General features: G+C 71.4%; 28 protein-coding genes and 1 pseudogene. 14 read left to right on the top strand and 15 right to left on the bottom strand.

Annotation, left to right across the window (positions count from 1 at the left end; all coding sequences use genetic code 11):
- The 5 genes from CCN39_RS41900 to CCN39_RS41920 form a co-directional block, all read left to right on the top strand.
- Positions 1–656, top strand: a 656-nt coding sequence (locus tag CCN39_RS41900) for a hypothetical protein (RefSeq protein WP_086852005.1), incomplete at its 5' end; no start/stop codon positions are given.
- 21 nt (positions 657–677) lie between these two features.
- Positions 678–1,871 (top strand): pyridoxal phosphate-dependent aminotransferase, encoded by a 1,194-nt coding sequence (locus tag CCN39_RS41905; RefSeq protein WP_086852007.1) that lies wholly within the window; start codon positions 678–680, stop codon positions 1,869–1,871.
- Between the two features lie 11 nt (positions 1,872–1,882).
- On the top strand, positions 1,883–2,809 hold the full coding sequence (locus tag CCN39_RS41910; RefSeq protein ID WP_086852009.1) for a phosphotransferase enzyme family protein: 927 nt from the start codon (positions 1,883–1,885) through the stop codon (positions 2,807–2,809).
- Positions 2,810–2,839: 30 nt separating this feature from the next.
- Positions 2,840–3,529: a TetR/AcrR family transcriptional regulator gene (locus CCN39_RS41915; protein WP_086852011.1), complete on the top strand. Its 690-nt coding sequence runs from the start codon at positions 2,840–2,842 to the stop codon at positions 3,527–3,529.
- A 26-nt stretch (positions 3,530–3,555) separates the two neighbouring features.
- Positions 3,556–4,404, top strand: coding sequence for an LLM class F420-dependent oxidoreductase (locus CCN39_RS41920; RefSeq protein ID WP_244211248.1), 849 nt, complete (start codon positions 3,556–3,558; stop codon positions 4,402–4,404).
- Here CCN39_RS41920 and CCN39_RS52670 read toward each other — a convergent pair whose 3' ends face one another.
- The 3 genes and pseudogenes from CCN39_RS52670 to CCN39_RS41930 all read right to left on the bottom strand — a co-directional run bounded on the left by CCN39_RS52670 (position 4,405) and on the right by CCN39_RS41930 (position 6,158).
- Positions 4,405–4,803, bottom strand: a complete 399-nt coding sequence (locus tag CCN39_RS52670; RefSeq protein ID WP_341867729.1) for a hemerythrin domain-containing protein — start codon at positions 4,801–4,803, stop codon at positions 4,405–4,407.
- A 36-nt stretch (positions 4,804–4,839) separates the two neighbouring features.
- Positions 4,840–5,136, bottom strand: a pseudogene (locus CCN39_RS52675) (nitroreductase/quinone reductase family protein); the annotation flags it as partial.
- Positions 5,137–5,330: 194 nt separating this feature from the next.
- Positions 5,331–6,158, bottom strand: coding sequence for a hypothetical protein (locus tag CCN39_RS41930; protein WP_208630622.1), 828 nt, complete (start codon positions 6,156–6,158; stop codon positions 5,331–5,333).
- Between the two features lie 61 nt (positions 6,159–6,219).
- Between CCN39_RS41930 and CCN39_RS41935 the strand changes: the two genes are divergently transcribed.
- Positions 6,220–7,743: an AMP-binding protein gene (locus CCN39_RS41935; RefSeq protein WP_086852018.1), complete on the top strand. Its 1,524-nt coding sequence runs from the start codon at positions 6,220–6,222 to the stop codon at positions 7,741–7,743.
- Here the strand turns inward: CCN39_RS41935 and CCN39_RS41940 are convergent.
- From CCN39_RS41940 to CCN39_RS41980, 9 genes are all read right to left on the bottom strand, one after another.
- A complete protein-coding gene (locus CCN39_RS41940) occupies positions 7,736–7,954 on the bottom strand; it encodes a hypothetical protein (protein ID WP_086852020.1) in 219 nt (72 codons plus the stop codon). The two genes, CCN39_RS41935 and CCN39_RS41940, sit on opposite strands and share 8 nt — an antisense overlap.
- An 11-nt stretch (positions 7,955–7,965) precedes the next feature.
- Positions 7,966–9,072, bottom strand: a complete 1,107-nt coding sequence (locus CCN39_RS41945; RefSeq protein WP_086852022.1) for an epoxide hydrolase family protein — start codon at positions 9,070–9,072, stop codon at positions 7,966–7,968.
- Positions 9,069–9,614: a dihydrofolate reductase family protein gene (locus tag CCN39_RS41950; protein ID WP_086852024.1), complete on the bottom strand. Its 546-nt coding sequence runs from the start codon at positions 9,612–9,614 to the stop codon at positions 9,069–9,071. The genes CCN39_RS41945 and CCN39_RS41950 overlap by 4 nt, the downstream gene beginning before the upstream one ends.
- 25 nt (positions 9,615–9,639) lie before the next feature.
- Positions 9,640–11,940, bottom strand: coding sequence for a molybdopterin-dependent oxidoreductase (locus CCN39_RS41955; protein ID WP_086852026.1), 2,301 nt, complete (start codon positions 11,938–11,940; stop codon positions 9,640–9,642).
- 11 nt (positions 11,941–11,951) lie between these two features.
- Entirely contained in the window at positions 11,952–12,977 is a 1,026-nt protein-coding gene (locus tag CCN39_RS41960) for an LLM class flavin-dependent oxidoreductase (protein ID WP_086852027.1), read from the bottom strand.
- Positions 12,974–13,465 (bottom strand): SRPBCC family protein, encoded by a 492-nt coding sequence (locus tag CCN39_RS41965; RefSeq protein ID WP_086852029.1) that lies wholly within the window; start codon positions 13,463–13,465, stop codon positions 12,974–12,976. The genes CCN39_RS41960 and CCN39_RS41965 overlap by 4 nt, the downstream gene beginning before the upstream one ends.
- Positions 13,466–13,530: 65 nt before the next feature.
- Positions 13,531–14,034 carry a winged helix-turn-helix transcriptional regulator gene (locus tag CCN39_RS41970; protein ID WP_086852031.1) on the bottom strand — a complete coding sequence of 168 codons (504 nt, stop codon included), beginning with the start codon at positions 14,032–14,034 and terminating at the stop codon, positions 13,531–13,533.
- A 32-nt stretch (positions 14,035–14,066) separates the two neighbouring features.
- Positions 14,067–14,642 (bottom strand): GNAT family N-acetyltransferase, encoded by a 576-nt coding sequence (locus tag CCN39_RS41975; RefSeq protein ID WP_086852033.1) that lies wholly within the window; start codon positions 14,640–14,642, stop codon positions 14,067–14,069.
- Positions 14,643–14,652: 10 nt separating this feature from the next.
- Entirely contained in the window at positions 14,653–15,033 is a 381-nt protein-coding gene (locus CCN39_RS41980) for a cupin domain-containing protein (protein ID WP_086852035.1), read from the bottom strand.
- 51 nt (positions 15,034–15,084) lie between these two features.
- Here CCN39_RS41980 and CCN39_RS41985 point away from each other — a divergent pair, with 51 nt between their 5' ends.
- A complete protein-coding gene (locus tag CCN39_RS41985; protein ID WP_086852037.1) occupies positions 15,085–16,050 on the top strand; it encodes a GlxA family transcriptional regulator in 966 nt (321 codons plus the stop codon).
- Between the two features lie 7 nt (positions 16,051–16,057).
- Here the strand turns inward: CCN39_RS41985 and CCN39_RS41990 are convergent, their stop codons facing one another.
- Positions 16,058–16,639, bottom strand: a complete 582-nt coding sequence (locus CCN39_RS41990; protein ID WP_086852039.1) for a TetR/AcrR family transcriptional regulator — start codon at positions 16,637–16,639, stop codon at positions 16,058–16,060.
- A gap of 60 nt (positions 16,640–16,699) precedes the next feature.
- Between CCN39_RS41990 and CCN39_RS41995 the strand changes: the two genes are divergently transcribed.
- From CCN39_RS41995 to CCN39_RS42005, 3 genes are all read left to right on the top strand, one after another.
- Positions 16,700–17,164: a GNAT family N-acetyltransferase gene (locus CCN39_RS41995; protein WP_086852041.1), complete on the top strand. Its 465-nt coding sequence runs from the start codon at positions 16,700–16,702 to the stop codon at positions 17,162–17,164.
- Positions 17,165–17,263: 99 nt separating this feature from the next.
- The gene (locus tag CCN39_RS42000) at positions 17,264–18,160 is read left to right on the top strand and encodes an NHL repeat-containing protein (protein WP_244211250.1); all 897 of its coding nucleotides are present in this window, start codon (positions 17,264–17,266) and stop codon (positions 18,158–18,160) included.
- Between the two features lie 231 nt (positions 18,161–18,391).
- On the top strand, positions 18,392–18,721 hold the full coding sequence (locus CCN39_RS42005; protein ID WP_208630623.1) for a hypothetical protein: 330 nt from the start codon (positions 18,392–18,394) through the stop codon (positions 18,719–18,721).
- On the opposite strand, the gene CCN39_RS42010 is transcribed toward CCN39_RS42005, so the two are convergent.
- Positions 18,710–19,546 carry a DMT family transporter gene (locus CCN39_RS42010; protein WP_086852045.1) on the bottom strand — a complete coding sequence of 279 codons (837 nt, stop codon included), beginning with the start codon at positions 19,544–19,546 and terminating at the stop codon, positions 18,710–18,712. The two genes, CCN39_RS42005 and CCN39_RS42010, sit on opposite strands and share 12 nt — an antisense overlap.
- Positions 19,546–20,064, bottom strand: coding sequence for a MarR family winged helix-turn-helix transcriptional regulator (locus tag CCN39_RS42015; RefSeq protein WP_086852046.1), 519 nt, complete (start codon positions 20,062–20,064; stop codon positions 19,546–19,548). Before CCN39_RS42015 ends, CCN39_RS42010 begins: the two co-directional genes overlap by 1 nt.
- A 75-nt stretch (positions 20,065–20,139) precedes the next feature.
- On the opposite strand from CCN39_RS42015, the gene CCN39_RS42020 reads away from it, so the two are divergent.
- From CCN39_RS42020 to CCN39_RS42040, 4 genes are all read left to right on the top strand, one after another.
- Positions 20,140–21,534, top strand: a complete 1,395-nt coding sequence (locus CCN39_RS42020; RefSeq protein ID WP_086852048.1) for an MDR family MFS transporter — start codon at positions 20,140–20,142, stop codon at positions 21,532–21,534.
- Between the two features lie 82 nt (positions 21,535–21,616).
- Positions 21,617–23,104 carry an alpha/beta hydrolase gene (locus tag CCN39_RS42025; RefSeq protein ID WP_086852050.1) on the top strand — a complete coding sequence of 496 codons (1,488 nt, stop codon included), beginning with the start codon at positions 21,617–21,619 and terminating at the stop codon, positions 23,102–23,104.
- Between the two features lie 72 nt (positions 23,105–23,176).
- Positions 23,177–24,406: an HNH endonuclease signature motif containing protein gene (locus CCN39_RS42030; protein ID WP_086852052.1), complete on the top strand. Its 1,230-nt coding sequence runs from the start codon at positions 23,177–23,179 to the stop codon at positions 24,404–24,406.
- Positions 24,407–25,074: 668 nt separating this feature from the next.
- Positions 25,075–25,512, top strand: coding sequence for a GNAT family N-acetyltransferase (locus tag CCN39_RS42040; RefSeq protein WP_086852056.1), 438 nt, complete (start codon positions 25,075–25,077; stop codon positions 25,510–25,512).
- The last annotated feature ends 173 nt before the right edge of the window (positions 25,513–25,685 follow it).

A 25,685-nucleotide genomic window follows, 5' to 3' on the forward strand; every position in this document is an offset into this window, starting at 1 on the left:
GCGCGTTCACCGCGGCGAGCGTCGCCGAGGTCGCCCTGGTCAGCATGCAGGCGTGGCGCGGGGTGCCGTCGCACTTCAACTTCGAGACGACGTTCGACAGCACCGTTTCGATGACGCTGGCCGCGGGCGGCGGTGTGCTCGTCCTGACCGTCATCGGCTACACGGCCACGGCGCTCGTCGAGCCAGGACCGGACGCGCCGAGCCTGCGCCTGGCCGTCCGCGCCGGCCTGGTCGTGCTGCTGGTCGCGCTGGCCACCGGGGCGGTGATGATCGGCCGCGGGGTCGTCGCGGCCCGCGGGGGCGACCCCCAGCTGGCCTACACCACCGCCGGCTCGCTCAAGCCACTGCACGCGGTGGCCATGCACGCGATCCTGGTGCTGCCCGCGCTGGCCTGGATCCTGCGCTTCACCCACCACTCCGAGGCGCACCGGCTGAACGTCGTCCGGACGGCCGTCGCCGCCGACGCCGTGCTCACCGCCGTGATCGGCCTCGAGTCCTTCACCGGCGTCGACCCGCTGGCCGCACCGCTGCCGCTCCTGCTCCTGTCCGCGCTGGCCGCGGCGGTGCTGGCGGGCACCGGGATCCACGCGGTGTCCGGCATTGAACCGGCCGTCCGATTCGTACGTGTCCTCAACGGGAAGGCAAGGGGCCGGTAATGCGGCGGACGGAGAACACGCGTGCGGCACGGTATGACCACCCACGGCCTTTTCCAGCAGAACAAGGCCCACAGCCCGTCGTTCTTCTCGGTGGCCAGGGCGATGGGCCAGCACGCGGACGACCTCGCGGACTTCTGCATCCCCTGCAACCCGTACTTCCCGACCGACGAGATGTTCGGCGAGCTCGAACGCAACCTGCGCACGATCCTCAAGTTCTACCCGAGTGACTCCGCCGCGATCACCGCGCAGCTGGCGAGCGTGCTGCGGCTCAACCCGTCGACGATCTCGCTGGCCAACGGCTCGACCGAGCTGATCACCTGGATCGACCAGCTGCTGGTCGATTCCAGCGTCGCCGTGCCGATCCCGACCTTCGGCCGCTGGACCGACCAGCCGATGGAGACCGGCAAGCGCGTCGACATGTTCCTGCTGAAGGAAGCGGACGGCTTCGAACTGCGGGTGGACGAGTACATCGACTTCATCAAGCGCCGCGGCTCCCGGGTCGCGGTGCTGTGCAACCCGAACAACCCCGACGGCGGGTACCTGCCACGTCGCGAGGTGATCCGGTTCATGGACGCCCTCGAAGACCTCGACCTGGTGGTGATCGACGAGTCCTTCATCGACTTCGTCGAGGTCGAGCGGAACCCGTCGGTGGCCGCCGAAGCCGTCGTCCGGCCGAACGTGATCGTGCTCAAGAGCCTCGGCAAGAACTTCGGGCTGCACGGCATCCGGTTCGGCTACCAGGTCTCGAACCCGGCGCTGACGCGGAAGCTGTCCGCCGCGCTGCCGAAGTGGAACCTGAACTCGCTCGCCGAGACCGTGATCTTCATGCTCGCCGAGCACCGCGCGGAGTACGAGGACAGCCTCAAGAAGCTCGCGCTCGACCGGTTCATGATGCATTCGCAGCTCGGGCAGTTCCCGGAGCTGACGGTGTTCCCGTCGCAGGCGAACTTCCTGCTCGTCAAGCTGCCCGCGTCGGTCGACGGCGCCGAGCTCTGCGACTACCTGCTCGCCGAGCACCACCTGCTGGTGCGCCAGTGCGGCAACAAGATCGGCATGACCAGCCAGTTCATGCGCTTCGGGGTGCGGCCGGACACCGAGGTCGAGCGGCTGGTCGAGGGACTGCGCGGCGTGGAACGGCTCGGCGGCGGACGGCACACGACGCCGACCATCGAGCTGGTCTCGCACTCCCGCGAACCGGAACGGTCGATCAGCTGAGCACCTGGGCGATGGCCGACTTCCAGGCGAACACCCGGCCGTTCGCCGAGCTCGACCGCGCCGGCCGGACCCGGCGCCTGCGACGGCTCGCGGAAGCGGCTTTGACGGCCTACGCCGTGCCGGTGGCCCGCCTGACCCCGCTGGCCCACGGGCACAACACGACGTTCCGCGTCGACGGCGCCGACGGCCACCGGTACGTGCTGCGGGTGCAGCGGCCGGACGGTCCCGGCGTCGCGCAGGTGCGGGCCGAGATGGCCTGGCTGGCCACGCTGCGCCGCGAAACCGAGCTCGTCGTCCCGCGGCCGGTGCCGACGCGCGAGCGGGACCTGGTCACCGTGGTCGCCGACCCGGCCGTACCCGAACCGCGGACCTGCGTGCTCTGCCACTGGGTCGAGGGCCGGTTCCTCGACGAGCGGCTCAGCGCGCCGCAGCTGTACGCCGTCGGCGAGTTCACCGCGCGGCTACACCTGCACGGCACCCGGATGAACGGCCTCGACCGCCGCCGCGTCGACGACCTGACCGAGTTCGGCCGCACGCAGGTGGACGGCTTCTCCCCGGCGGTCGTCGACCGGGCCGTCGCGGCGGCCGGCGGCGACGAGCGGATCCGCAAAGCGGTGGCGCGCGTCCGCGCGGTCCGGGCCGAGCTGGGGTACGGCTCCGAGGTCTTCGGCCTGGTGCACGGCGACCTGCACCAGGAGAACTACCTGCTGCACCGCGGCCGCGTGCACGCGATCGACTTCGACGACTGCGGGTACGGGCACTACGCCTACGACCTCGCCGTCGCCTGCGCCGCCCTCGCGCACCTGCCGCACCGCGAAGAGCTGAAGGAGGCGCTCCTGGAGGGGTACCGGTCGGTCCGCCCGGCCGCGGCCACGACGGACCAGGGCGTGCTGGCCGCCTTCGCCGGGCTCCGGCGGGTCCAGCTCCGGCTGCGCTGACCTGGTACAAGCCGCCGTTACAATTGCTACATGGCCGGACGATCGAGCAACGCCACCAGCACCCGCGACCGCCTGCTCATGGCCGCCGGTCAGCTCCTGCACGAAGCGGGTGACGGGCCGGTGTCGACGCGGGCGATCTGCGAGCGCGCCGGCGTCCAGGCGCCCACGCTGTACCACCACTTCGGCAGCAAGCAGGGCCTGCTCGACGCGGTCGTCAACTACGGCTTCACCCAGTACGTCCAGGCTCCGGAACCGGGCGGCGACCCGGTGGAGCGGATCCGCGCGGGCTGGGACCGGCACGTCGAATACGGCCTGGAGCACCCCGCGTTCTACGTGCTGCTCTACGGCCAGATCGAGCCGGGCGTCCCGTGCAACCTCACGTCGAGCGCCGAGGCGATGCTGCTGGAGCTCTTCACGCCGCTGGCGCGCGACGGCCGCCTGCGCGTCGAGGCGGCGGAGGCCGCGCGGCAGTTCGCGGCGGCCAACAGCGGCGTGACGCTCAGCCTGATCGCCCAACCCGCGGAAAGCCGGGACCTGGCGATGTCCGCGCAGGTCAGGGAGTCGGTCCTGGCCGGACTGCTCGCCGACCGCCCGGCCGAAGGCACGTCCGTGAGCGCGCTCGCTGTCGCTTTGTCGACCGCACTCGAGGACGACGACCGCGCGCTGACCCCGACCGAACGCCTGATGCTGCGGGAGTGGCTGAACCGTCTGGCGCACTGATCGCTACATTTGCTACATTGCTCGGTATGACAAATGTATCGAGCAAGTTCGGCGTGTTCCTGGCCCCGCACCGCGACGACGTGACCCGCAAGGAGCAGGCGATCGCGGCGGACCGGCTGGGCTACGGCGCGGTCTGGCTGGGCACCGGCCGCAACTCGGTCGGCGACCTCGCCTTCGTCGAGGACATCCTCGCCGCCACCGAGCGGATCACCGTGGCGACCGCGATCGTCAACATGTGGGTCGACGAGCCGGAAACCCTCGCCGAGTCCTACCACCGGCTCGCGGGCCGGTACGGAAAGCGCTTGCTGCTCGGCGTCGGCGTCGGCCACCCGGAGGCGGTAACCGAATACCGCAGCCCCTACGCCAAGATCGTCGACTACCTCGACCGGCTGGACGCGGCGGGCGTCCCGGCCGAGGCCCGGGTGCTCGCCGCGCTCGGCGACCGCGTGCTGAAGCTGGCCGCCGAGCGCACCGCGGGCGCACACCCGTACCTCGTGCCGGTCGCCCACACCCGGCACGCGCGGGCGATCCTGGGCGCGAGCAAGCTGCTGGCGCCGGAGCACAAGGTGGTCGTGGACGACGACCCGGTGGCCGCGCGCGCCATCGGACGGCCGTACGTCCAGACCCCCTACCTCGGCCTCAGCAACTACGTGAACAACCTGCTGCGCCACGGGTACACCGAGGCCGACGTCGCCGGCGGCGGCAGTGACCGCCTGATCGACGACCTCGTCCTGCACGGCACCCCCGAGACCGTCGCCAAGGGCTTGCTGTCCCATGTGGACGCCGGCGCCGACCACGTCGCGGTGCAGGTGCTCGGCCCGTCACCCGAGGTGGAGCTGGCGAACCAGCGGCGGCTGGCCGAAGTGCTGCTCTGATCAGCCGGGCGCGGGCAGCAGGACGTTCAGCGCCGTCACGAGCGTGCGCTCCTCGTAGGCGAAGTGACTGTCCAACGCGGACTGGAGCCGGTCGAACTCCGCGCGGAGCCGGACCGGGTCGGTTTCCTCCTCGACGAGCCGCTCGATCTCCTCCTGCAGCCGCCCCACGACGACGTGCTCTTCGTCGAGCTTCGCCAACGTGGGCTGGAGAGCGGGGAACCGCTCGGCCAGCAGCGGAAAGATGTTCCTGGCCTCCCCGGTGTGGTGCCGGGACAGGGCCGTGCAGAAGCCGGCGCACCGCGTGCGCAGCTGCCGCGGGACGCCGCAATCCAGCTCGGCGCGCATTTCCTTCAGCTCACCGCGCAGCCAGTCGTGCATCTCGACGAGCCAGTCGCCCATGCGGCGCGCGGTGTCGAACCGGTGCAGTTCGACGACGGGCAGGATCCGGGTCGTTCGCGCCTGGTAGTCCGCGAACCCCGGCTCCCGCTCGATCACCTCGGCGAACAGCTTGTCGCGGTCCGGCGGGAGAGCGGCCATCGCCTCGTACGTCTCGGTGTCCGTTTCCACCGTGACGAGCGGGTTGCGCCGGATGTTGTGGTACCAGGCCGGGTGCTTCGGCGCGCCCATCGCCGAGGCGACGACGACCAGCCGGCCGTCGATGTCCAGGGCGCCTAGGGGAACGCGGTGCTTCCGGCCCGTCCGGGCGCCGGTCGTGGTGAGCATGATCAAACCGGGTGATCCTTTCCGATGAAGAAATCACCGGAGGCCGAGAGGGCGACACGGAGGGCACAGCTCCGCCAGGGTAGGCAGAACGTGTCGATCTCAAGGGGGCTTGGTAGCCACTACCTCCGTGTGTCGGCCCATCCGGGGCGCAAATCGCACGTTACCAACCGGGACGACGGACGGCCATCCCTTAACTGCATAGCTCAGCGGGCGGCGTCAGCGGCTTTCCGGGCGGCGGAGGCGGCCGCGTCGGCTTCCTCGAAGGCCGCTTTCGCCGTCTCGAACTCCGCGGTCGCCCGCCCGGCGCGTTCCTCGGCTTCGGCCAGGCGCTCGCGCAGGTCGTCGACGCGGGCGGTGGCCTGCTCGGCCGCGCGTTCGGTGCGGACCAGGTCGCGTTCGGCCACCGCGCGGTCCTTGTCCCGCTCGGCGGCTTCCTTGCGCAGGCGCTCGCGCTCCGCGCGGGCCCGGACCCGCTCCTCTTCTTCACGCCGGTGGTCGCGCTTCGGCTTGGCCGGTTCGGCCTTGTCCACCAGCTTGCCCGGGCGCTTCCCGGTGACGGGCGGGGCGCTCGCGGCGAGGCTGAACCACTGGTCGGTGTCCTGGTGCGCGACCGACGTCAGCCGCCCGGCGAGCGCCAGCGCGGCGGTGTCGGGCTCGGCCGCGACGGCCTCCAAGGTGGCTTCCACCTCGCGGGACACCGTGTCGCTCATCGACGGCAGCTCGTGGAGGATCCGCCGCACCAGCTCGCCGCGGCGCCGGGTCAGGGCGCGCAGCTCGTCACCGGCCAGGCGGGTGTGCGCGTCCCGCAGTTCGGCGCCGAGCTCGGCCAGTTCGCGCAGCTGATCGGAGTCGTCCCTGGCCAGGCCGTTGACGATCGCCGCGGCCGTGGTCGGCTTGCGCAGCTGCTGGATCCGCTTCGCGAGCTCGGCGTCCCCTGCGGCCTTCGCGGCCTTCACCGCCGCGGTGCGCGCGCTGACGAACTCCGCGAGGTCGCCCCCGTAGAGCTCGCCGGCCACCGTGTCGAAGTCCATCGTGGTCCAGCGAACCACATCGGACTGGTGCGGGCACCCGGTGAAGAGTCATCATCGGGGGATGTTCTTCGATCTGGGTGTCCGGGACTTCCTCGACCGCGCGGAAACGGTGTACCCGGACCGCGTCGCCGTGGTCGACGAGCCGGACCAGCCCGCGCCGAGCTGGGGTTCGCTCACCTACCGCGAGGTGGCGCGCCGGGCCCGTGCACAAGCCGCCAACCTCGACGCGCTGGGCGTGCCGGCCGGCGGGCGGGTCGCGATGGTGTCGCACAACGCCGCGCGGCTGCTCGTGTCGTTCTTCGGCGTGTCCGGCTGGGGCCGGATCCTGGTCCCGGTCAACTTCCGGCTGGCACCCGCCGAGGTCAAGTACATAGTGGAGCACTCCGGGGCGGAGGTGCTGATCGTCGACCCGGAGCTCGAGCACCTGCTGGACACGGTGACGGCGAAGCACGTGTTCGTCCTCGGCCGCGACGACGACGCCATCTGGGGCGGCGGCGGAACGCCCCGGCCGTGGGACGCCGACGAGTCGGCCACCGCCACCATCAACTACACGTCGGGGACGACCGCGCGGCCGAAGGGCGTCCAGCTCACCCACCGCAACATCTGGCTGAACGCCGCGGTGTTCGGCCTGCACACGACGTTGAGCGACCACGACGTCCTGCTGCACACCCTGCCGATGTTCCACTGCAACGGCTGGGGCATGCCGTACGCGGTGACCGGCCTCGGCGGGCGGCACATCGTGCTGCGGAAGGTCGACGGAACGGAGATCCTGCGTCGCATCGACGAGCACGGCGTCACCATCCTGTGCGCGGCGCCGGCGGTGGTCACGGCGGCTCTGGACGGTGCCGCGAAGTGGGACGGCGAGATCCCCGGCCGGGACCGCGTCCGGATCGTCGTGGCCGGCGCGCCGCCGCCGACGCGCACGATCGAGCGGGTCCGGGCCGAGCTGGGCTGGGAGTTCATCCAGATCTACGGGCTCACCGAGACCGCGCCGCTGCTGACGGTCAACCGGATGCGCAGCGAGTGGGCGGACCTCGACCCGCACGAGCAGGCGCGGCTGCTGGGCCGCGCGGGAACGCCGGCGCTGGGCGTCCGGATCGCCGTCGACAGCGACGGCGAGGTGCTCGCCCAGTCCAACCACAACCTCGACGGCTACTGGGAGAACCCGGAGGAGACCGCGCGGGTCACCGAGGGCGGCTGGTTCCACACGGGCGACGGCGGATCGTTCGAAGACGGCTACCTGACGATCGCGGACCGCAAGAAGGACGTGATCATCTCGGGTGGTGAGAACGTGTCGTCGATCGAGGTCGAGGACGCGCTGAACTCGCACCCGGCGATCCGCGAGGCCGCGGTGATCGGCATCCCGGACGAGAAGTGGGGCGAGCTGGTGACGGCGCTGGTCGTGGTCGAGGGCGACGTCACGGCCGAGGAGCTGATCCGGCACTGCCGGGAGTACCTGGCCGGGTACAAGTGCCCGAAGCGGATCGAATTCCTGGACGAGCTGCCCCGGACCGCGACCGGCAAGATCCAGAAGTTCAAGCTGCGGCAGCCGTTCTGGCAGGGGCAGTCGCGGCAGGTCAACTGAGCTTCGCCGGGGCGAGGCAGGGGACGACGGCCACCGCGAACGGGACGGTCGCCGCGGCACACAGCAGGACGCCGGTGATGGCGATGGGCCGGGCTCCGATGCGGTCGACGACACCGCCGGTCCAGCGGGTCAACAGCGAACCGACGCCCTGCAGGGCCAGCACCGCTCCGGCGGTCAGCGCGGTGAGGCCGCGCTGTTGCTGGTCCGCCACCACGCCTCGGCCTAGCGGACCAGCCGGAAGAACGTCCGCACCTCGTCGGCGAACAGTTCGGGCTGCTCGTACGCCGCGAAGTGGCCGCCGCGCTCGAGCTCGTTCCAGTGCCGGATGTCGGTGTAGCGCTTCTCCGCCCAGCGGCGCGATGGCCTCGGCATCTCCGCCGGGAAGATCGAACAGCCCGTCGGCACGTCGACCGTGTCGTCCGTCGCCTCCGCGAACCACTTCTGGACCTTGCGGATGCTCTCCCAGTACAGCCGCGCCGACGACGCCGCCGTGCCGGTGAGCCAGTACAGCGTGATGTCGTCCAGCAGCTCGTCGCGGGTGAACGGGAAGCCGTCGGACCAGGCGTGGAACTTCTCCACCAGCCAGCCGCACAGCCCCGCCGGGGAGTCGAGCAGGCTGTAGCCGATCGTCTGCGGACGGGTCGACTGCAGCACCGAATACCCGTCTTCCCACCGTTGCGCGTGCTCCAACGCGGCCAGCGCGGCCCGCTCGGACGGCGTCAGGTCGTCGAACGTCGCCGGGTCCGGTGCCGCGATCGGCGGGTTCAGGTGGATGCCCACCAGGTGCGCCGCGTCCTGCTGGGCCAGTGACGTCGTGATCGACGTCCCCCAGTCGCCGCCCTGCGCGCCGTACCTCGAGTATCCCAGGCCGGCCATCAACGACGCCCACGCCGCCGCGATCCGCTCGATGCCCCAGCCCGGCGCCGACGGCTTGTCGCTGAAGCCGTAGCCCGGCAGCGACGGGATCACCAGGTGGAACTCTTCCGAAAGCGGCTCGATCACCTTGCCGAATTCCAGGAACGAGCCGGGCCAGCCGTGCGTGAGGAGCAGCGGGAGCGCGTCCGGCCGCGGCGAGCGCACGTGCAGGAAGTGGATGCCCAGCCCGTCGATTTCGGTGCGGTACTGCGGAAACCGGTTGAACCTGGCTTCGACCCGACGCCAGTCGTACGAGGACGCCCAGTATTCGCACAGCGGACGCAGGTACCCCAGCGGCGTGCCCTGGCTCCAGTCGGCCACGGGCCCGGCCTCGGGCCAGCGCGTCCGCCGCAGCCGCGCACGCAGGTCGTCGAGGTCGGCCTCGGGGACCTCGATCCGGAAGGGCGTGGTCACGCCGGCACGTAGGTCAGCTGCACGACGCCGTTGCCGAACGCCGCGGATTTCTTCAGCTCCAACGGGAACGACGGCCCTTCCGCCGGGAACAACCGCTTCCCGCGACCGACGATGACCGGGTACAGCAGCAGGTTGAGCTCGTCGGCCAGGCCTTCGGACAGCAGCCAGCGCACCACCGTCGGACTGCCGCTGGTCATGATGTTCCCGCCGGACCCGGCCTTCAGCGTCCGGACCGCCTCGGCCGGGTCGCCGGTGAGCAGCGTCGAGTTGTTCCAGCCGACTTCGGTCAACGTCGACGAAAGCACGTATTTGCGCACGTTGTTCATGAACTCGGCGCCTTCGTCGTCCTCGGCGGTCCGGCCGGGCCACGCCTCGGCGAACCCTTCGTAGGTGACGCGCCCGAGCAGCATCGCTCCGGCGGCGGCCATCCCGCTGCCGACCGCTTGGCCGATTTCGTCGCTCCAGTACCGCAACGACCACTTGTCCGGCGCTTCGACCACGCCGTCGAGGGAGATGAACAGGTTCGCGACGATCTTGCGCATGGAGCCACTATAAACCGGGGAAACGTCAGGATCGTCCACTCGCGACGGTCCGGCTGTCCGCCTCCGCCCGGGTCCGCTCCTCCTCCGTCGCGGGCTCCAGGCGCGCCGGGACGTCCTTGTGGTGCGGCGTCCCCGCGATCGGGTCGCGGTCCAGCGCGTCGGTCAGGAGGTTGATCCGCGGGCCGCTGACCACCCGGCGGCCACCGGCGGCCGGGTGCGCCATGCCGTAGCCGTGCGGCAGCGCGAGCTGGCCCGGCCGCAGCGCGGGATCGGCCTCGGCGCGGACCACCACCCGCCCCGCCGACGTCACGACGGCCACCCAATCCCCCGGCGCTGCCCCGATCGACGCCAGTTCTTCGGGACGCGCGCGCAGGGCACCGTCCGGATCCGTGCGGCGCCAGCGCGGATCACGCAGGATCTGGTTCGCGTTGTGCGCCCGCCGCTGCCCGTTGAGCAGCGAAAACGGGTACGCCGGGTCGGGCCGTTCGGCCGCCGGGTCCAGCGCGGCCAGCCAATCGAGCAGTTCCGGCACGGCCAACCGGATCTTCGCGCGGCGCAGCAGGCTCCACACTTCGTCCTGCTCGTGCGCCGAAAACGGCGTCGGACCAGCCAGGACGCGCTCGAAGAGCTCTTCGCCGAGCTGCGGGCCGGTGGCCGAGCTGCCGAGCGCGCGCTGCACCGGCACGGTCATCGTCTTCGCCGCGCGGTGGCAGCCCGCCCACAGCGGCGCGATCGACGCCGCGCCGTCGGGCAGCGACGCGCCCAGGGTGCGGTAGAGCAGCACCGGCAGGATCGCCGCGCGCTCCGGCATCGCCTGGACCAGGGCACCGAGCCCCGCCTGCAGCTCTGAGCGCGGTCCCGCGGCCAGCGAAGCGAGGACGTCGGACGGCGGCAGCACGCCGAGGGCGTCGAACAGTCGCGCGTAGATCTCGGCCTCGACGAGCGTGCCCGGCAGCGGGTCCAGCAACGGCCGCCGCAGCTGGAAGTAGTTCGTCGGCCATTCGAAGGTGAAGAGCGTGAACTCCCACTTCTCGTGCTGGGACGCCGCGGGCAGCACGTAGTCGGCCAGCGCGGCCGTCTCGGTGTAGGCGACGTCGACGACCACGGACAGCTCCGCCGCCTCCAGGGCGCGTTCGACGTCCCGCGTCCCCGCGAAGGTGTTGGCCGGGTTCGACGACTCGACCCACACCGCGCGGACGTGGTTCGGGTGGTCGGCGAGGACCTCCTCGGCGAGGGTGTTCGCGGGCAGCAGGCCGCCGATGTACTCGAAGCCGGTGATCTCGGAGCGCTGCCCGGTCGTCGCGCCCCACAGCGGCAGCAGCCACGAGTGCAGGTTGTTCGTGCCGCGCCGGCCGAAGTGCCCGGTGAGCAGGTACAGCAGCTTCTCGAGGTAGCTGTTGAGCGTCGAATGCCGGCCCTGCTGGATACCCAGCTCGACGCGCACGGTCATCGCCTTCGCCGCGAGGATCAGGTCGACGGCGTGCTCGACGTCCACACGGGACACTTCGGCGTGCGCGATCCAGTCGTCCACCGGCACTTTCGCCAGCACGGCGGCGACCTCGTCGAAGCCTTCGGTGCGTTCCTCGAGGAACCGCTCGTCCGCGCCACCCCGCTCGAGCAGCAGCGCCAGGATCGCGGCCAGCAGGTAAGCGTCGGTGCCCGGGCGCAGCGGGAGGTGCAGGTCGGCCATTTCCGCGGTTTCGGTGCGCCGCGGGTCGATCACGATCATTCGGCGGTCCGGGTCGTTCTTGAGCGTGTTGAGCGCGTGCCGGGCGTTGCTGAAACCGTGCGCCTGCCAGGGGTTGCAGCCGAGCACGACCAGCAGGTCGCAGTGCTCGACGTCCTCGGCGGTGTGCACGATCGTCGAGCCGAACAGGTGCCCGTTGACCCAGAAGTCGCCGGTCTTCTCCTGCGACAGCGCGTTGAAGTGCCGCGTCGAGTTCATCCACTTCAGCAGCGAGGTGCCATACGCGCCGCCGGAGTGGTTGCCCTGGCCTCCGCCGCCGACGTAGGCGAACGAGCCGGGCCGCCCGGCCGCGGTGTCGGCGTCCCGGATCGCGTGCAGTTTCGCCGCGATCTCGGTGAGCGCGGTGTCCCAGTCGATCGGCTCGTGCGTGCCGTCGGGACGCCGTCGCAGCGGCGTTGTCAGGCGGTCTTCGTGGTCGCCGTAGAAGGTCAGGCGCTGCGCCTTCTGGCACAGGTAGCCGGCCGAACGCGGGTGCGCCTTGTCGCCGCGGACGCGGGTGATCTTCCGGCCGTCGAGCTGCACCTCCAGCCCGCAGTTGAGGTAGCAGAGGCTGCACGCGGTGCGCTGCCACTCGCCCATGGCGTTCCCCTTCACAGCAGGTCGAGCGCGCGGCCCAGGGTCGTCAAGCGCGCTTCGAGCGTCTCGCCGGCCGGGTAGAGCCGGACGGTGTCGATGCCGGCGTCGCGCCAGACGCGCAAGCGTTCGCGCACCATTTCTTCGGTGCCGATCAGCGTCGTGCCGAGCACCATTTCGTCGGTGACGAGCGCGGCGGCGCCGTCGCGGTCGCCGGCCTGCCAGCGTTCGCGGACCTCGGCGGCGACGTCGGCCCAGCCCTGGCGGCTGTAGGCGTTGTTGTAGAAGTTCGTGGTGGCCGAGCCCATCCCGCCGAGGCTGAACGCGAGCTCCTTCTTGCGGCTGCCGACCATGACGCGCAGCTCGTCTTCGTTGTCCGCGAAGGCGACTTCGGCGCCTTGGCAGACGTCGATGTCCTTACGCTGCCTGCCCGCCTTCGCGAGCCCGGCGTCCAGGTGCGCGAAGTACGCGTCAGCGCCTTCGGGCACGAAGCTGGTGCCGAGCCAGCCGTCGGCGACCTCGCCGGTGAGCTCGAGGAGCTTCGGCGACAGCGTCGCGAGGTAGATCGGGATGTCCGGGTTCGGCGCGGAGGACAGCCGCATCGGGCGGGCCTCGCCGGGCAGCGGGATCTCGAACGCCTGGCCGGCGAACGAAATCTTCTCCCCCGCGAAGGCCTGCCGGATGATCTCGACGGTTTCCCGCATGCGCGTCAGCGGTTTCGCGAACGGGACACCGTGCAGGCCTTCGATGACCTGGGGCCCCGACGCGCCGAGCCCGAGCGCGAACCGGCCGCCGGACAGGTCGGCGAGCGTCAACGCGGCCTGCGCGATGGCGACCGGCGTGCGCGTGCCCAGCTGGATGATCCCGGAACCAAGCCGGATCCGGTCGGTGCGGGCGGCGAGGTAGCCGAGCGCGGACGGCGCGTCCGAGCCCCAGGCCTCAGCCACCCAGCAGACGTCGAGGCCGAGCTTTTCCGCCTCCAGCACGAAGTCCAGCGTCGCGCGGGTGTCGTCGGAGAACTCGACGGTCGTCGCGGTCCTCATCGGTTTTCGATCCGGGTCTTGATCGCGGCGAGGTTGCCCTGCATCGCCGTCTCGAACTCCCGCATGCGGACGAAGACGATCTTCTGTTCCTTCTCCGGCATCCGGTCGATGGCGAACGACAGCCCGGACCGGCCGGGTCCCATCCGCATCCACTGGCTCAGGCGCGTGCCGCCGTTGTCGGGCTCGAGGGTGAACTTCCAGACGGCGCTGGGCTCCTCGGGGTCCTGCACGGCCCACGCGAACACCCGCGGCGCTTCGCATTCCACGACGTACGAGGTGGTCTCCCACTCGCCGAACGCGTCGTGCTTGCTGCGGCCGAGGAACTTGCGGCCGACCTCGCACCATTCGACGGACTGGAGTTCCGGGCTCAGCTCCGGCATCAGCGTGATGTCCGAGACGATCGGCCAGACGTCCTCGGGCGCGGCGTCGATCCAGGTCGAGACCTCGGCCGTCGGCAGGTCGGCGTACCGCGCACCCGTCCACTCCATCGTGGTCGCCCCTTTCTCCCCGTCTGACCACGATAGTTGCGTAGATAGACCTACCCTGTCAACGGCTACTCCTGCCGGGCGAAGCGCTCCTCGACGTCCGGGCGCTGCGCCAGCCGGGGCGGGAAGCCGGGGCCGCGGCGCATCCGGGTGTCGTCCGGCGTCATCGGTTCCCGGCAGTCCGCGCAGACGATTTCGGCGTGCGTGTCGTGCCCGCAGGCGAGGTGGTGCATGGTGATCGGCGGGCCGGCCTCGCTCGCGAGCCACTTGTCGCCCCAGCGGGTCATCGCGAGCAGCACCGGGTAGAAGTCGCGGCCCTTCTCGGTGAGCACGTAGTCGTAGCGCACCGGCTCGGTCTGGTAGGGCACCTTCTCCAGCAGCCCCTCGTCGACCAGCCGCTTGAGCCGGTCCGCGAGGGTGTTGCGCGCGATGCCGAGCGCCTGCTGGAACTCGTCGAAGCGGCGCACGCCGTAGAAGGCGTCCCGCAGCACCAGAGGGGTCCACCAGTCGCCGAGCAGATCCATGGTGCGCGCGATCGAGCACGGCCACTGCGCGAACGATGTCCGTTTCATGCGGCCGAGCGTACGCCGTTCCGGGAAAAGACTCAGCAGGTCAGCCGCATGACGACGCGGCGCGCGGTCGGGCGGCTGACCTCGGTGAAGCCGGCGTCGGCGAAGATCCCGCGGGTGCCGACGAACAGTTCCCCGGGCCAGGCGAGCGGCTTCCCCGGCTCGACGACCATCGGGTAGCCCTCGACCGCCCGTGCGCCTCGCTCACGGGCGAAGTCCCCCGCCGCCTTCGCCAGGGCCGCACTCACCCCTCGGCGCCGGAAGCCCTTGCGCGTGACGAAGCAGGTGACCGCCCAGACTCCGTCGTCCGCCTTGTCCTCGTCGCGATCGGCCCAGACCAGCCGGCTGCCGAGGAGGCGCCGGTACGCCGTGCGGGGTTCGACCGCGCACCAGCCGGCGGGCTCGCCGTCGAGGTGGGCGACGAGCCCGGTCGCGTGGTCGGCCGTCTGCGCGCGGAACCGCTCGGCGCGCTCGCCGGCGGTGCCCGAGCGCCACTCGGCGGGCGTGTCCTTGAAGTACTGGCACCGGCAGCGGGCCGGGTCGCCACGGTCGCCGAAGATCGCCTGCAGGTCCGCCCAGGACACCTGGTCGACGGGTACGACAGTCAGCATGTTCCCGACGTTAGACGAGGTGGCCGGTGGTCACGTCGACGTGCTCGGGAACCTCGTCGTGCGTGTCGCCGACCGAGAGCGTCCCCGCCGGCTCGACGAGCAGCACGCTCGCCCCTGCCTTCGAAGACGGCTTGTGGAACGTGCCCTTCGGCACCACGAAGACCTGCCCGCGGCCGAGCGTGACGACGCGTTCGCCCGGGTCGCGCAGGCCGATCTCGATCTCGCCGTCCAGGACGAGGAAGAACTCGTCGGTGTGCTCGTGGACGTGCCAGACGTGCTCGCCGTCGAACCGCGCGAGGCGGATGTCGTAGTCGTTGACGCGGGTGACGATCCGCGGGCTCCAGGCGGCGTCGAAGCTCGCCAGGACTTCGTTGAGGTCGATCGGGTTCATGCGTCCATGTTCGACCTGGTGTTTCGCCGGCGCGAGTGCTAGGAATCGCACATGCCGCAAGAATTCTCGCACCGGGTCGTCGCGATCGTCACCGAGGAGTCGAACCCGTTCGAGCTGGGCGTGGCGACCGAGCTGTTCGGTCTCCGCCGTCCCGAACTCGACCGGCCCTGGTACGACTTCACGCTCTGCGCGGCGACGCCGGCCGTGCGGATGAACCTCGGCATGTTCACGCTGTCCGGCGTGGCGGGCCTCGAGGCGGCTGACGCGGCGGACACCTTGATCGTCCCGGCCCGCCCGAACACCGGCGTCCCGACGGACCCGGCGATCATCGCGGCGATCCGCCGGGCGGCCGACCGCGGCGCCCGGCTGGTGAGCTTCTGCACCGGAGCGTTCGCCCTCGCCGAAGCGGGCGTGCTGGACGGCCGTCGCGCGACGACCCACTGGCAGTGGGCGGCTTCGCTGGCCGCGAAGTTCCCGCGGGTGCGGTGGGAACCGGACGTGCTCTTCATCGACGAGGGCAACGTCCTCACGGCGGCGGGCAGCGCGGCGTCGCTCGACCTGGGCCTGCACATCATCCAGCGCGACCACGGCGCCGAGGTCGTCAACGCGGTCAGCCGCCGCCTGGTGTTCACCGGCCACCGCGACGGCGGCCAGCGGCAGTTCATCGCCCGCCCGGTGCCGGCGGTTCCGGAGACGTCGCTGGCTCCGGTCCTGGCGTGGGCGCTGGAGCGCCTGGACACCCCGTTGACGGTGACGGACCTGGCCACGCGCGCGGCCACCAGCCCGGCGACGCTGCACCGGAAGTTCCGTGCGGAGCTGGGCACGACGCCGCTGGCGTGGCTGACGACGGAGCGGGTGAGCTTGGCGTGCCGCCTGATCGAGCGAGGTGAGCTGAGGTTGGACCGGGTGGCGGCGGCGAGCGGCTTCGGAACGGCGGCGAACCTGCGGGCGCAGCTGCGACGCCACACCGGCCTCAGCCCGAGCGCTTATCGCCGCCGCTTCGGCCCGGCGGCGTGACGCCGCGTCATCCCAGCGGAGCGAGCGCCTCGGCCAGCGCGGCCTGCTGCAGCCGGGCCGGATAGGTCCGCGGGTCGGCCGCGGCCAGGACGTTCAATCCCTCCACCAACGCCACCAGGCTCTTCGTCGTCAGCTCCAGCCGCTCGTCCGTCCACTCCGGACGGCACGCCGCCACCAGCCGGCGGACTCGCGCCAGGAACGAACGGTTCGCCGCGCGGTGGCGCTCGGCCAGGTCGTCGTCGGCCAGGGCCGCCGCCAGGAAGCCCACCCAGATCCGGGATTCCTCGTGGTGGCCGTGCGGGAGGTCCACCGCCTGGCCCAGCACCGCCGCCAGCGCGGCCGGCGCGGAAGAGCACGCCGCTTCCGCTGCGTCCGCGCGAACCGCCGTGCGTTCGTACAGCAGGTCACGGGCGTGCAGCAGCAACGCCTTCTTCGTCGGGAAGGCGTGCATCACCAGGCCGGTCGTGCAGCCGGCGCGCTCGGCCACCGCGCGCAGCGTCAGCCCCGGCAAGCCGTCGTCGGCGAGGACCTGCCAGGTCGCGCTCGACAGCAGCTCCCGCTGGGCCTGCACGTCACGCTGCTTGGGCATGGCCCGGAAGCGTAACAGATGCTACGGTAACGCCTGTTACGGAAAAGGGAGTGTGGCCTGATGCTCGACTGCACACTGACGATCACCCCGGTGACCTGGGACGATCCGGACGCCGTCCGCCTGCGCGAAGCCCAGCGGACCGAACTCGACGCCCGCTACGGCACCGACGACCACGAGCCCGGTGCGGTCCCCACCGCCGAGACCGTCGCCGTGTTCCTGCTCGCGCGCGACGCCGACGGCACCGCCGTGGGCTGCGGCGGGCTGCGGCTGCTCGGCCCCGGATCGGGCGAGGTCAAGCGCATGTACGTCGAGCCGGCGGCCCGTGGCACCGGCGTCGCGGCCGCCCTCCTGCGCGCCCTCGAAGACCACGCGCGGAACCTCGGGATCACCCGTCTGCTGCTGGAAACCGGCACCGGGCAGCCGGACGCGATCCGGTTCTACCAGCGCGAAGGCTACGAACCGATCGAGGCGTACGGGCCCTACCGCGGCGAACCGCTCTCGCGCTGCTTCGCCCGCGACCTGTGATCGGTTTTCCGATGGCCGGCCCAGGCCGAGCTATTGGCGGCCGGGTGCGCACCGGGCCTACGGTCGACGTACCGTTCCTCTCCACGAACCGGAGTTCCCTTGCGCATCAAGCAGATCGGTACCGCGCTGGCCGCGGCCGCCGTCCTGGCCCTGCCGGCCGCGCCCGCCCAGGCGGCGCCGAGGATCGTCCCGCTCGACCTCGCCGCCGGGCAGCAGCCCGAAAACATCGCTCTGGAACCCGACGGTTCCGCCGACCTCACCTTCGCCTACACCGGCGAAATCGGCCGGGTGACGCCCGGCGGGCAGGTCGGCGTCATCGCCCGGATCCCCGTTCCCGCCGACGGCGACGTCCCGGTGGTGCACCGGAAACTGTTCCTCGGCGGGATCGTCCGCGCTCCGGGCGGCGACCTCTACGTGGCCGTTTCGACCGGCACGGCGGCCACCGGCCTGTACCGCGTCCGCCCCGGATCAGCGCCGGTGCGGGTGGCCGCCCTGCCGCCGGCCGGTTTTCACAACGGCGTCGCCCGTGATCCCGCCGGCGGGGACATCTTCGTCGCCGACTCGTTCGGCTCGGTCGTCCGGCGCGTCTCGCCGCGCACCGGGCAGGTCACCGACTGGGCCGCCGGCGAACTGCTCGCCCCGGTGAGCGGGTTCGGCGCGAACGGCGTCAAGGTCCACGACGGCGCGCTCTGGGCGTCCAACCTGGACCGCGGCACCCTGGTCCGGTTCCCGCTCACCGGAGCACCCGGCCGGGTCGTCGCCTCGGGGCTCGGGCCGATCGACGACTTCGCGTTCCACGGCGGCGACGTCGTCGCGGCCGTCAACCAGGAGAACCGGGTCGTCACGATCGGCCACGGCGGGACCAGGACCATCCTGTCCACTTCGGACAGCTTGGCCAACCCGACGTCGGTCGCCGTCCGCGGTGACACGCTGTACGTGGCCGACAGCGCTTACTTCGGCGGATCGCCCAACTTGCTGCGCACGCGGCTGAAATGACCGTGCATCCGCACGCCGATTGTGCACGCGCTTTCCGTGATCTCCGGGAAACGGTTGCTGGGAACCAATTCCACCGGTAAGTTGGCGGACCCCGGTGTTCGGTCATCGGTCACCGGGGTTCGCGCTGCTCGGCGAAGCGGGGAGGCTCCCGCCGAGAGAGCGCTTTCCGGCGGTATGGGTCGCCGCCGGGCGCAGGAGGGAAACAGTGCCTTGGTGTTGCGGGGAACGGTCATGGCCGAGCACGTGACCGAGCCGTACGTGGTCGGCCTGGAAGCCATCGCGGGTGAGCTGCTGCGCGGCAAGTGGTGCGTCTACCTGCACGAATGGCTCGGCGACGACCTCGATCTCCCCGGCTGGCAGGCCGAAGTGGCCACCCACGCCGAGCACGCGGGCGTCGAGGTCTGCTTCATCGAAATCCCGCGCAAGGACATGACGCTGGTGGCGAACGTGCGCGCGCTGCCCAGCTTCGAGCAGGTCACCGAGTCCGTGGCGGCGCTCGAGCACTACCGGGGCCTCAAGGCGGGCAGCCGGAACGTCGTCAGCCGCCGGTCAGCCCAGTGACACGAGCGCGATCGCGGCCCCCGCTCCGAGCAGCCCGGCGACCTGGGCCCGGCTCAGCCGTTCGCGCAGGAAGACCAGCGCCAGCAGCACCGGCACCGCCGGGTAGAGCGCGGCGAGTACGGTCGCGACCACCAGCAGCTGCTGCTGGGCCGCGAGCAGGTAGAGCACGATCGCCGCGCTGCCGCACGCCCCGGCGAACGCCGCCGGCCCGCACAACCGCACCGGCAGCCGCCACGGCGCCCGGGTCGCCGCGACGAGGACGGCGATGGCGACCACCGAAACCGCGCGGCTGAACACCACCGGCCAGAACCCCGCTTCGGCGGGGATCCGCGAGAGCGCGACGAACTGGACGGCGAAGCCGAGCCCGGCGACGAAGGCGTCCGGGATCCCGGCGGCCGTCCGGCCGGCCCGCTCCCCGCGCGACCGCGAGACCAGCCACAACGCCGGTACCGCGCAACAGATCCCGGCGAGCGCGGGCAGCGAAAGCCGCTGCCCCAGCAGGACCAGGCCGAAGAGCACCGGCAGGACGACGGCGGCGACGTCGCTCGCCGGCACGACCAGGCTCATCGCCCCCTTCCCCATCGCGCGGTAGAGGAAGGCGACGCCGACCCCGGTGCCCGCGCCGGAGAGCGCACCCCAGCCGAGCGCCGCCGCGGTGGCCGTGCCCGATCCGGCGAAGGCGGCGAACGGAACGGCCACCACCGTGCCCGCGACCTGCGCGTACAGCGACACGGTCATCCCCGGCGCGCGGCGGGAAACCAGCCCGCTGACGAAGTGGGTGACCCCGAAGCACAGGGCTGAGACGAGCGCGAGGACGTTGCCCATCACGGCGCCCCGAGCTCGCGCTGCGCCTGGCCGACCGGGCAGATCCGGTCCTGCGCCACGCAGCCGGGACGGTCGCAGAGCCGGCACATCAGGTCGCCCGAGCGGACTTCGCCGTGCAGCCCCCGCAACAGCTGCTCCAGCAACGGCTCCAGAGCGTCCGGATCGGACACCGCGGTCAGTGCGCCGGCCAGCACGTTCCGCCGGGCCTCGAGCGCACGGTTCGCCGCGGACCGCCCGGCGCGGGTGAGCACGACAGCGACGGCCCGGCCGCTCTTCGCCTGCCGCCGCACGAGCCCGCGGGCCGCCAGCTGGTCGAGCATCCGGGCGCAGGCCGGCTGGCCGATCCCGATCCGCCGCCCGAGCTCGGTCCCGCCGAGGCCGGGGAACTCCGCGAGCACGACCAGCGCGGCGGTCCCGCTCAGGCTGACCCCGGCGGCCGCCGCGGCGGCGCCCGTCATCCGGTCGGACAGGTTCAGCACCGCCGCGCCGAGCAGGTTCGCCAGCCGCGTCTCATGCATTACTCATGCATAACACAGCCGTCCGGCATGGACAAGGTTGACTTCAACCTTCCTCGAGCTTTTACCGTCGGAGCCATGACCGATCTCCGCACCGCACCGCCGCCGATCCCCCGCACCGTCTGGATCGCCTCCGGGGTGATGGCGCTCGGCGGCTTCCTGGGCAACATGGACGCGTCGATCGTCGCCGTCGGGCTCGAATCGATGCGGGACAGCCTCGGCGTCGCACTCGTCGAGATCCAGTGGGTCGCGACGGCGTACCTGCTGGGCCTCTCCGCCGCGCTCCCGCTCACCCCGTGGCTCGGGCGCAAGTTCGGCGCCGGCCGGCTGTGGCTCGCCGCGCTGGCCGCGTTCCTGCTCACGTCGGTGGCCTGCGCACTCGCGCCGGACGCGGGCACGCTGATCGGCTTCCGGGCCGTGCAGGGCATGGCCGCCGGCGTCATGGTCACCGCCGGGCAGACCGTGATCGGGCTGGCCGTCGGCCCGGAACGGCTGGGCCGCACCATGGGCACGCTGGCGCTCGTGGTCGGGCTCGCGCCGGTGGTCGGGCCGAGTGTCGGCGGCTTCCTGCTCGCGCACTTCTCCTGGCCGGTGCTGTTCTGGCTGAACCTCCCGATCGGGCTGCTCGCGTTCGGCCTGGCGCTGCGGTACGTGCCGCGCGGCGACCGGCACCAGCCGCCGCCGATGGACTGGCGCGGCCTGGCGATGGTGACGCTCGGCCTGCCACTGTTCGTGTACGCGCTCACCGAACTCGGCACGCCCGGCTCGCTCAACGTCGTCCTCGCGGCCGTCGGCGCCGCCGCGATGGGCCTGTTCACCTGGCGGTCGCTGCGCACGCCCCACCCGGTGCTGCAGCTGCGGCTCGCCGCCCGGCCGGTGATGGGCTCCGCGCTCGCGGCCGTGCTGCTCGGTGGCGCCGGGATGTTCAGCGCCGTCCTGCTGCTGCCGCTGTGGTTCCAGCTCCGGCTCGGGGCGGGGACCGCGGAGTCGGGCGTCCTGCTCGCGCCGATGGGGCTGGCCACGACGGTGTTCGTGTTCGTCGCGGGGCGGCTGACCGACCGCTACGGCGGCGGGACCGTCGCGCTCGCCGGGTCACTGGTGGTGCTGGCGAGCACGGTGCCGCTTCCGTGGCTCGGCCCGGATTCGCCGATGTGGCTGATCCAGGCCCTGCTCCTGGTCCGCGGCGCCGGGCTCGGGCTGTCGATCATGCCCGCGTCGACGGCGGCGTACGCGTCGGTCGGCGCCGCTGAGCTCGGCCACGCCACCGCGCTGGTCAACATCGTGATGCGCGTGGGCGGCGCACTCGGCGGCGCGCTGTGCGTGATCGTGCTGTCCCAAGGCCTCGGTGCCGGTCCGGCGACCGGGTTCGGCTGGGCGTTCGGCGTGCTGGCGGCACTGTGCGCGCTGGGCTCGCTGGCCGCGGCCTGGCTCCGGCGGGCCGAGCGGTCGTCCACAGTGGACACGAAGGTGTGATTCACCTGGGAAGCTGGCGGGATCACCGGATCGGTGATTTGCTGGAGTCGGTCAAACACTGTCGGTAGGGGGAGGACTGGCGATGGCGGGGGTGGGCAAGCGACTGGTGACGGCCGTGGCGGTGGCCACGGTCTTGGGCAGCTTGCTGGCGGCAACGCCGGCTTCGGCCGCGGAATCCGTCGACTGGCAGCCGTGCGCCGACGCGCCCGGCGTCGACTGCGGCACGGTGACCGTGCCGGTGGACTGGGCGCACCCCGACCGCGGCACCGCGACCGTCGCACTCGCCCGGCGCAAGGCCACGGACCCGCAGGCCCGGATCGGCTCGGTCCTGATGGACCCGGGCGGCCCCGGCGGCTCGGGCACCGAAGAGGTCAAGAACGGCTGGTCGCTCTCGCCCGAGATCACCCGGCGCTTCGACACCGTGGGGTTCGACCCGCGCGGAGTCGGCGCCAGCACCCGGATTTCGTGCGGGCTCGAAGAACTGATCGCCGACCACCCGCGCATGCCGCGCAACCAGGCCGAATTCGAGCAGCTCGCGGAGTACAACCGCAAGCTCGGCGAGAGCTGCAACCGCATTTCCGGCCCGCTGGGGCAGTTCGGCGACACGAAGAGCGTCGCGCGGGACATGGACGCCATCCGCGTCGCGCTCGGCGAGCCGAAACTGACGTACTACGGCGTTTCCTACGGCACGCTGATGGGCCAGCAGTACGCGGAACTGTTCCCGGACAAGGTCCGCGCGCTCGTGCTGGACAGCAACATGGACCATTCGCAGTTCACCGCGGGCGAGTTCCTGCTCAGCGAAACGCGCTCGGTGCAGGCGGAGTTCGGCGAGTTCGTGGCCTGGTGCAACCGGACGACGAGCTGCGCACTGCACGGCCGCGACGTCTCCAAGCTGACGCGTGACCTGCAGGACAAGGCCGCGCGCGGGGAACTGAAGGACCCGCGCAGCGAAGAGGTGATCGAGCCGCTGGACCTCGCGGCGATCTTCCAGGGCAACTTCTACGGCCCCAGCTGGGACAGGCTCGCGACGGTGCTCAAGCTCCTGGCGGACGGCACCGCGCCGGCGGCGTCGGCGAGGCTGAGCGACGACATCCCGATCAACTACGTCTTCCCGAGCGTGTTCTGCGACGACTGGCGCATGCCGGTGCACAACTTCGCGGAACTCGAGACGTACCGCCGGGTGGCGGCGGCGTTCGCCCCGGACGTCAAGGTCAACTCCCTCGGCTGGACCGCGGTCACCGGCTGCATCGGCTGGCCGAACCGCACCAGCAACCCGCAGCACCCGCTGCAGGTCCACGGCGCACCGCCGCTTTTGGTGCTGAGCAGCCGTCATGACCCGGCGACGCCGTACGCGTGGTCGCAGGCCGTGGCCCGCCAGACGGGCAGCACGCTCCTCACGTATGACGGCTGGGGCCACGGCGCGTACTTCAAGAACAGCTCGTGCGTGACCAAGGCGACCGACGACTACCTGATCACCGGCAAGCTCCCGGCGCCGGGAACGCACTGCGCCGCGGTCGAGCCGGGAGCGACGGCATTGATCGCTCGCCCGCCGTCGACGATCGGTTTCTGAAGCGTCCTGGGGTCAGGTATTCGCACCCGTTCGAGTGATGAACTTGTGTTCGATGCTCGGTAATCTTGATCTATGTCCGACAACGCGAGCTCTTCCCCCGAGGCGGTGGCCTTCGCCGACCGCATCGGTGAGCTGCTTGCGTGTATGCGGTCTGCCGAAGCCGAACTCGGTGCCCTGCTTGTGGAGATCGAGCAGCGTGGGGTGATGGAGCTGTTCGGGTATCGGTCGGTGGCTCGTCTTTTGGAGCATCTCGGCGATGTTCCGAAGCCGGTCGCCGAACGTCTTGTGAAGCGTGCTCGCGTGCTGAACCCCGGCCGGAACCTCGACGGCACCCCGATCCCCGCTCTCGCGCCCGCCACCGGCGCTGCCGCTCTGGCGGGGCGGTTGAGCAACCCGATGATTGATGCGATCACGGGTGTTCTCGCCGAGGTTCCGCCCGAGCATCGCGACAGCGCCGAAGCCGACCTGCTCACCTTCGCCGCCAAGGCCGGGCACAAGCAGGTCGCAGTCCTGGGCGCCCGCATCCTCGCCCACCTCAACCCCGATGGGGCGGAACCCGCCGATACCGAACCGGTGGCCCCGTCTCGGGAACTGTTCCTCCGCCGCCGAAGATCCGGTACTTGGGAGTTGAACGCCCGATTCGATGACGAGACCGGCACCCGCGCCAGCGCCCTGCTGGATGCCCTGGCCGAACGCCGCACCAGCGACGACGGCCCGGACCACCGCACCCAGCCCCAGCGGTATGGCGATGCTTTCTCCGACGCGATCGACCTGGCCCTCAATTCTCCGGAGCTGCCGATGCAGGCTGGGGAGCGAGCCCACGTCATGGTCGCGGTCTCCCTCACCGACCTCCAGTCCGGCATCGGGACGGCCACCCTCGGCGACACCGGCACCATGTCGGCCGCCGACGCCCGCGTTCATGCTTGCGACGCGATGATCATCCCCGCCGTCCTCGGCGACAAAAGCGAGCCGCTCAATCTGGGCCGTCTGCGCCGCTTGATCTCCGCCGGGCTCCGCCGCGCCCTGTTCCTCCGGGACCGGGGCTGCGCCTTCCCCGGCTGCCACCGCCCACCCCGCCACTGCCAAGGCCACCACATCCGCCACTGGGCCGACGGCGGCCGCACCGACCTGACCAACCTGGTGCTGATGTGCGCCCATCACCACCGGCTGCTGCACCGCTCCGGCTGGGAGGTCCGCATCGCCGCCGACGGTCTGCCGGAGTTCCTGCCACCGGTGTTCATCGACCGGCGCCGAAAACCCCGGCGCAACAACCTCCACGAACCACTGCCCTTCGCAGCCTGAACACGGGACAGGCCCGCAGCCACACGGCAACGGGCCCACACCCACGCCACAATGCCGGCGGCTCCCTTCGGCCGCGGCGTTGGCTCCCAAGCTGCCTCGTCGAGCGCGCGCCGAGGCGGAAGGCCTCACCGCGCAGCCTTCGAAAGGACTCGTGCCCAGCCGACTCCAACTAGCCACCAGCAGGCGAAGAGCGCACGCCCGGGTCGCTTCCCACCGGTGCCGCTCAGGCCGGACGCAGCGGCGACCCACCAGAGCTCCCACTGCCGGCCACCTACCTGACCGGCCGAAAACCCCTGTCCACCAACGGCACCGGCCGCGCGAGGGTTACCTCGGCCTGCGCCGCCAAAGGCCCGTCACCACTGCCAATACTCGGGCTCGCGGTGACGGGACCCGCGTCGCCGCCTCGGGGCCGATGCGGCGGCGCATGCGGTAGGCCAGCTCCAGCACTTCCAAATCCTCAGGGCGGCGGCGGCCACGGACATCCGGCCGCAGCATCAGCTCGCCTACCGTCACGGGCCTGCCACTGGCACGGTGCGCCGTGCGCGCCATCAGGAACCTCCGCTGCTTTCCGCCGACCGGGCTCCGCGATTCTATGAATTCGATTCGGGTTCGTCACCTTACTCGCGAGTTGTGTCCGGTCCCTGTCCCCCGGGCGCTAGCCTCGGACCATGATCACCATTGGGGGCCTCACCGAAAACGACCGCGCTGCCTGGGAAAACCTGTTCGCCGGCTACAACACGTTCTACGGCCGGACCCTCGCTCCGGAACTCGTGGACCGGGCGTGGCGAGAGTTCGCCAGCGGGGAACGGATGCACGCCCTCGGCGCGCGGGCCGAGGGCCGGCTCGTCGGCATCGTCCACTTCTTCACGCACGTCAGCACCACCTCCGCCGACGTCTGCTACCTGCAGGATCTCTTCACCGATGCCGACGCGCGGGGACGCGGGGTCGGGCGGGCGCTCATCGAAGCCGTTGCCGACTGGGCGCGGGCGCAAGGGTGCGTGCGCGTCTACTGGCACACCCAGACCTCGAACACCGCCGCGCGGCGGCTCTACGACCAGGTTGCGCTCGACAAAGGCTTCATGCAGTACCAGATTCCGCTCGGCTGACCGTCAACGACGGTGCCGGCCACCGCCGCCGCAGCCGTGGTGGCCGCCGTACGGCATGCCCGCGGGGCGGCGGCCCGCCGACATCGCCGGCCAGTCCGGCTTCTTCTGGTGGCCGTGTGACCACAGAGGAATGTCCGGGATTTCGTGGCGGACCGGCGCCGGCGCCGCCTGCT

Origin of the sequence: Amycolatopsis kentuckyensis (genome assembly GCF_002155975.1) — a bacterium.
Lineage (GTDB): Bacteria > Actinomycetota > Actinomycetes > Mycobacteriales > Pseudonocardiaceae > Amycolatopsis > Amycolatopsis kentuckyensis.

What these genes read in the sequence shown, in the direction of transcription:
- CCN39_RS41980 (WP_086852035.1), bottom strand. Translation starts at nt 15,033, where the DNA reads ATGAACCCGATCGACCTCAACGAAGTCCTGGCGAGCTTCGACGCCGCC.
- CCN39_RS41910 (WP_086852009.1), top strand. Translation starts at nt 1,883, where the DNA reads ATGGCCGACTTCCAGGCGAACACCCGGCCGTTCGCCGAGCTCGACCGC.
- CCN39_RS41930 (WP_208630622.1), bottom strand. Translation starts at nt 6,158, where the DNA reads ATGGACTTCGACACGGTGGCCGGCGAGCTCTACGGGGGCGACCTCGCG.
- CCN39_RS42015 (WP_086852046.1), bottom strand. Translation starts at nt 20,064, where the DNA reads ATGCATGAGACGCGGCTGGCGAACCTGCTCGGCGCGGCGGTGCTGAAC.
- CCN39_RS52670 (WP_341867729.1), bottom strand. Translation starts at nt 4,803, where the DNA reads ATGGGCGACTGGCTCGTCGAGATGCACGACTGGCTGCGCGGTGAGCTG.
- CCN39_RS41950 (WP_086852024.1), bottom strand. Translation starts at nt 9,614, where the DNA reads ATGCGCAAGATCGTCGCGAACCTGTTCATCTCCCTCGACGGCGTGGTC.
- CCN39_RS41970 (WP_086852031.1), bottom strand. Translation starts at nt 14,034, where the DNA reads ATGAAACGGACATCGTTCGCGCAGTGGCCGTGCTCGATCGCGCGCACC.
- CCN39_RS41915 (WP_086852011.1), top strand. Translation starts at nt 2,840, where the DNA reads ATGGCCGGACGATCGAGCAACGCCACCAGCACCCGCGACCGCCTGCTC.
- CCN39_RS42025 (WP_086852050.1), top strand. Translation starts at nt 21,617, where the DNA reads ATGGCGGGGGTGGGCAAGCGACTGGTGACGGCCGTGGCGGTGGCCACG.
- CCN39_RS41920 (WP_244211248.1), top strand. Translation starts at nt 3,556, where the DNA reads ATGACAAATGTATCGAGCAAGTTCGGCGTGTTCCTGGCCCCGCACCGC.
- CCN39_RS42030 (WP_086852052.1), top strand. Translation starts at nt 23,177, where the DNA reads ATGTCCGACAACGCGAGCTCTTCCCCCGAGGCGGTGGCCTTCGCCGAC.
- CCN39_RS41975 (WP_086852033.1), bottom strand. Translation starts at nt 14,642, where the DNA reads ATGCTGACTGTCGTACCCGTCGACCAGGTGTCCTGGGCGGACCTGCAG.
- CCN39_RS42005 (WP_208630623.1), top strand. Translation starts at nt 18,392, where the DNA reads ATGGCCGAGCACGTGACCGAGCCGTACGTGGTCGGCCTGGAAGCCATC.
- CCN39_RS41985 (WP_086852037.1), top strand. Translation starts at nt 15,085, where the DNA reads ATGCCGCAAGAATTCTCGCACCGGGTCGTCGCGATCGTCACCGAGGAG.
- CCN39_RS41990 (WP_086852039.1), bottom strand. Translation starts at nt 16,639, where the DNA reads ATGCCCAAGCAGCGTGACGTGCAGGCCCAGCGGGAGCTGCTGTCGAGC.
- CCN39_RS41955 (WP_086852026.1), bottom strand. Translation starts at nt 11,940, where the DNA reads ATGGGCGAGTGGCAGCGCACCGCGTGCAGCCTCTGCTACCTCAACTGC.
- CCN39_RS41995 (WP_086852041.1), top strand. Translation starts at nt 16,700, where the DNA reads ATGCTCGACTGCACACTGACGATCACCCCGGTGACCTGGGACGATCCG.
- CCN39_RS41935 (WP_086852018.1), top strand. Translation starts at nt 6,220, where the DNA reads ATGTTCTTCGATCTGGGTGTCCGGGACTTCCTCGACCGCGCGGAAACG.
- CCN39_RS42040 (WP_086852056.1), top strand. Translation starts at nt 25,075, where the DNA reads ATGATCACCATTGGGGGCCTCACCGAAAACGACCGCGCTGCCTGGGAA.
- CCN39_RS41960 (WP_086852027.1), bottom strand. Translation starts at nt 12,977, where the DNA reads ATGAGGACCGCGACGACCGTCGAGTTCTCCGACGACACCCGCGCGACG.
- CCN39_RS42020 (WP_086852048.1), top strand. Translation starts at nt 20,140, where the DNA reads ATGACCGATCTCCGCACCGCACCGCCGCCGATCCCCCGCACCGTCTGG.
- CCN39_RS41965 (WP_086852029.1), bottom strand. Translation starts at nt 13,465, where the DNA reads ATGGAGTGGACGGGTGCGCGGTACGCCGACCTGCCGACGGCCGAGGTC.
- CCN39_RS42010 (WP_086852045.1), bottom strand. Translation starts at nt 19,546, where the DNA reads ATGGGCAACGTCCTCGCGCTCGTCTCAGCCCTGTGCTTCGGGGTCACC.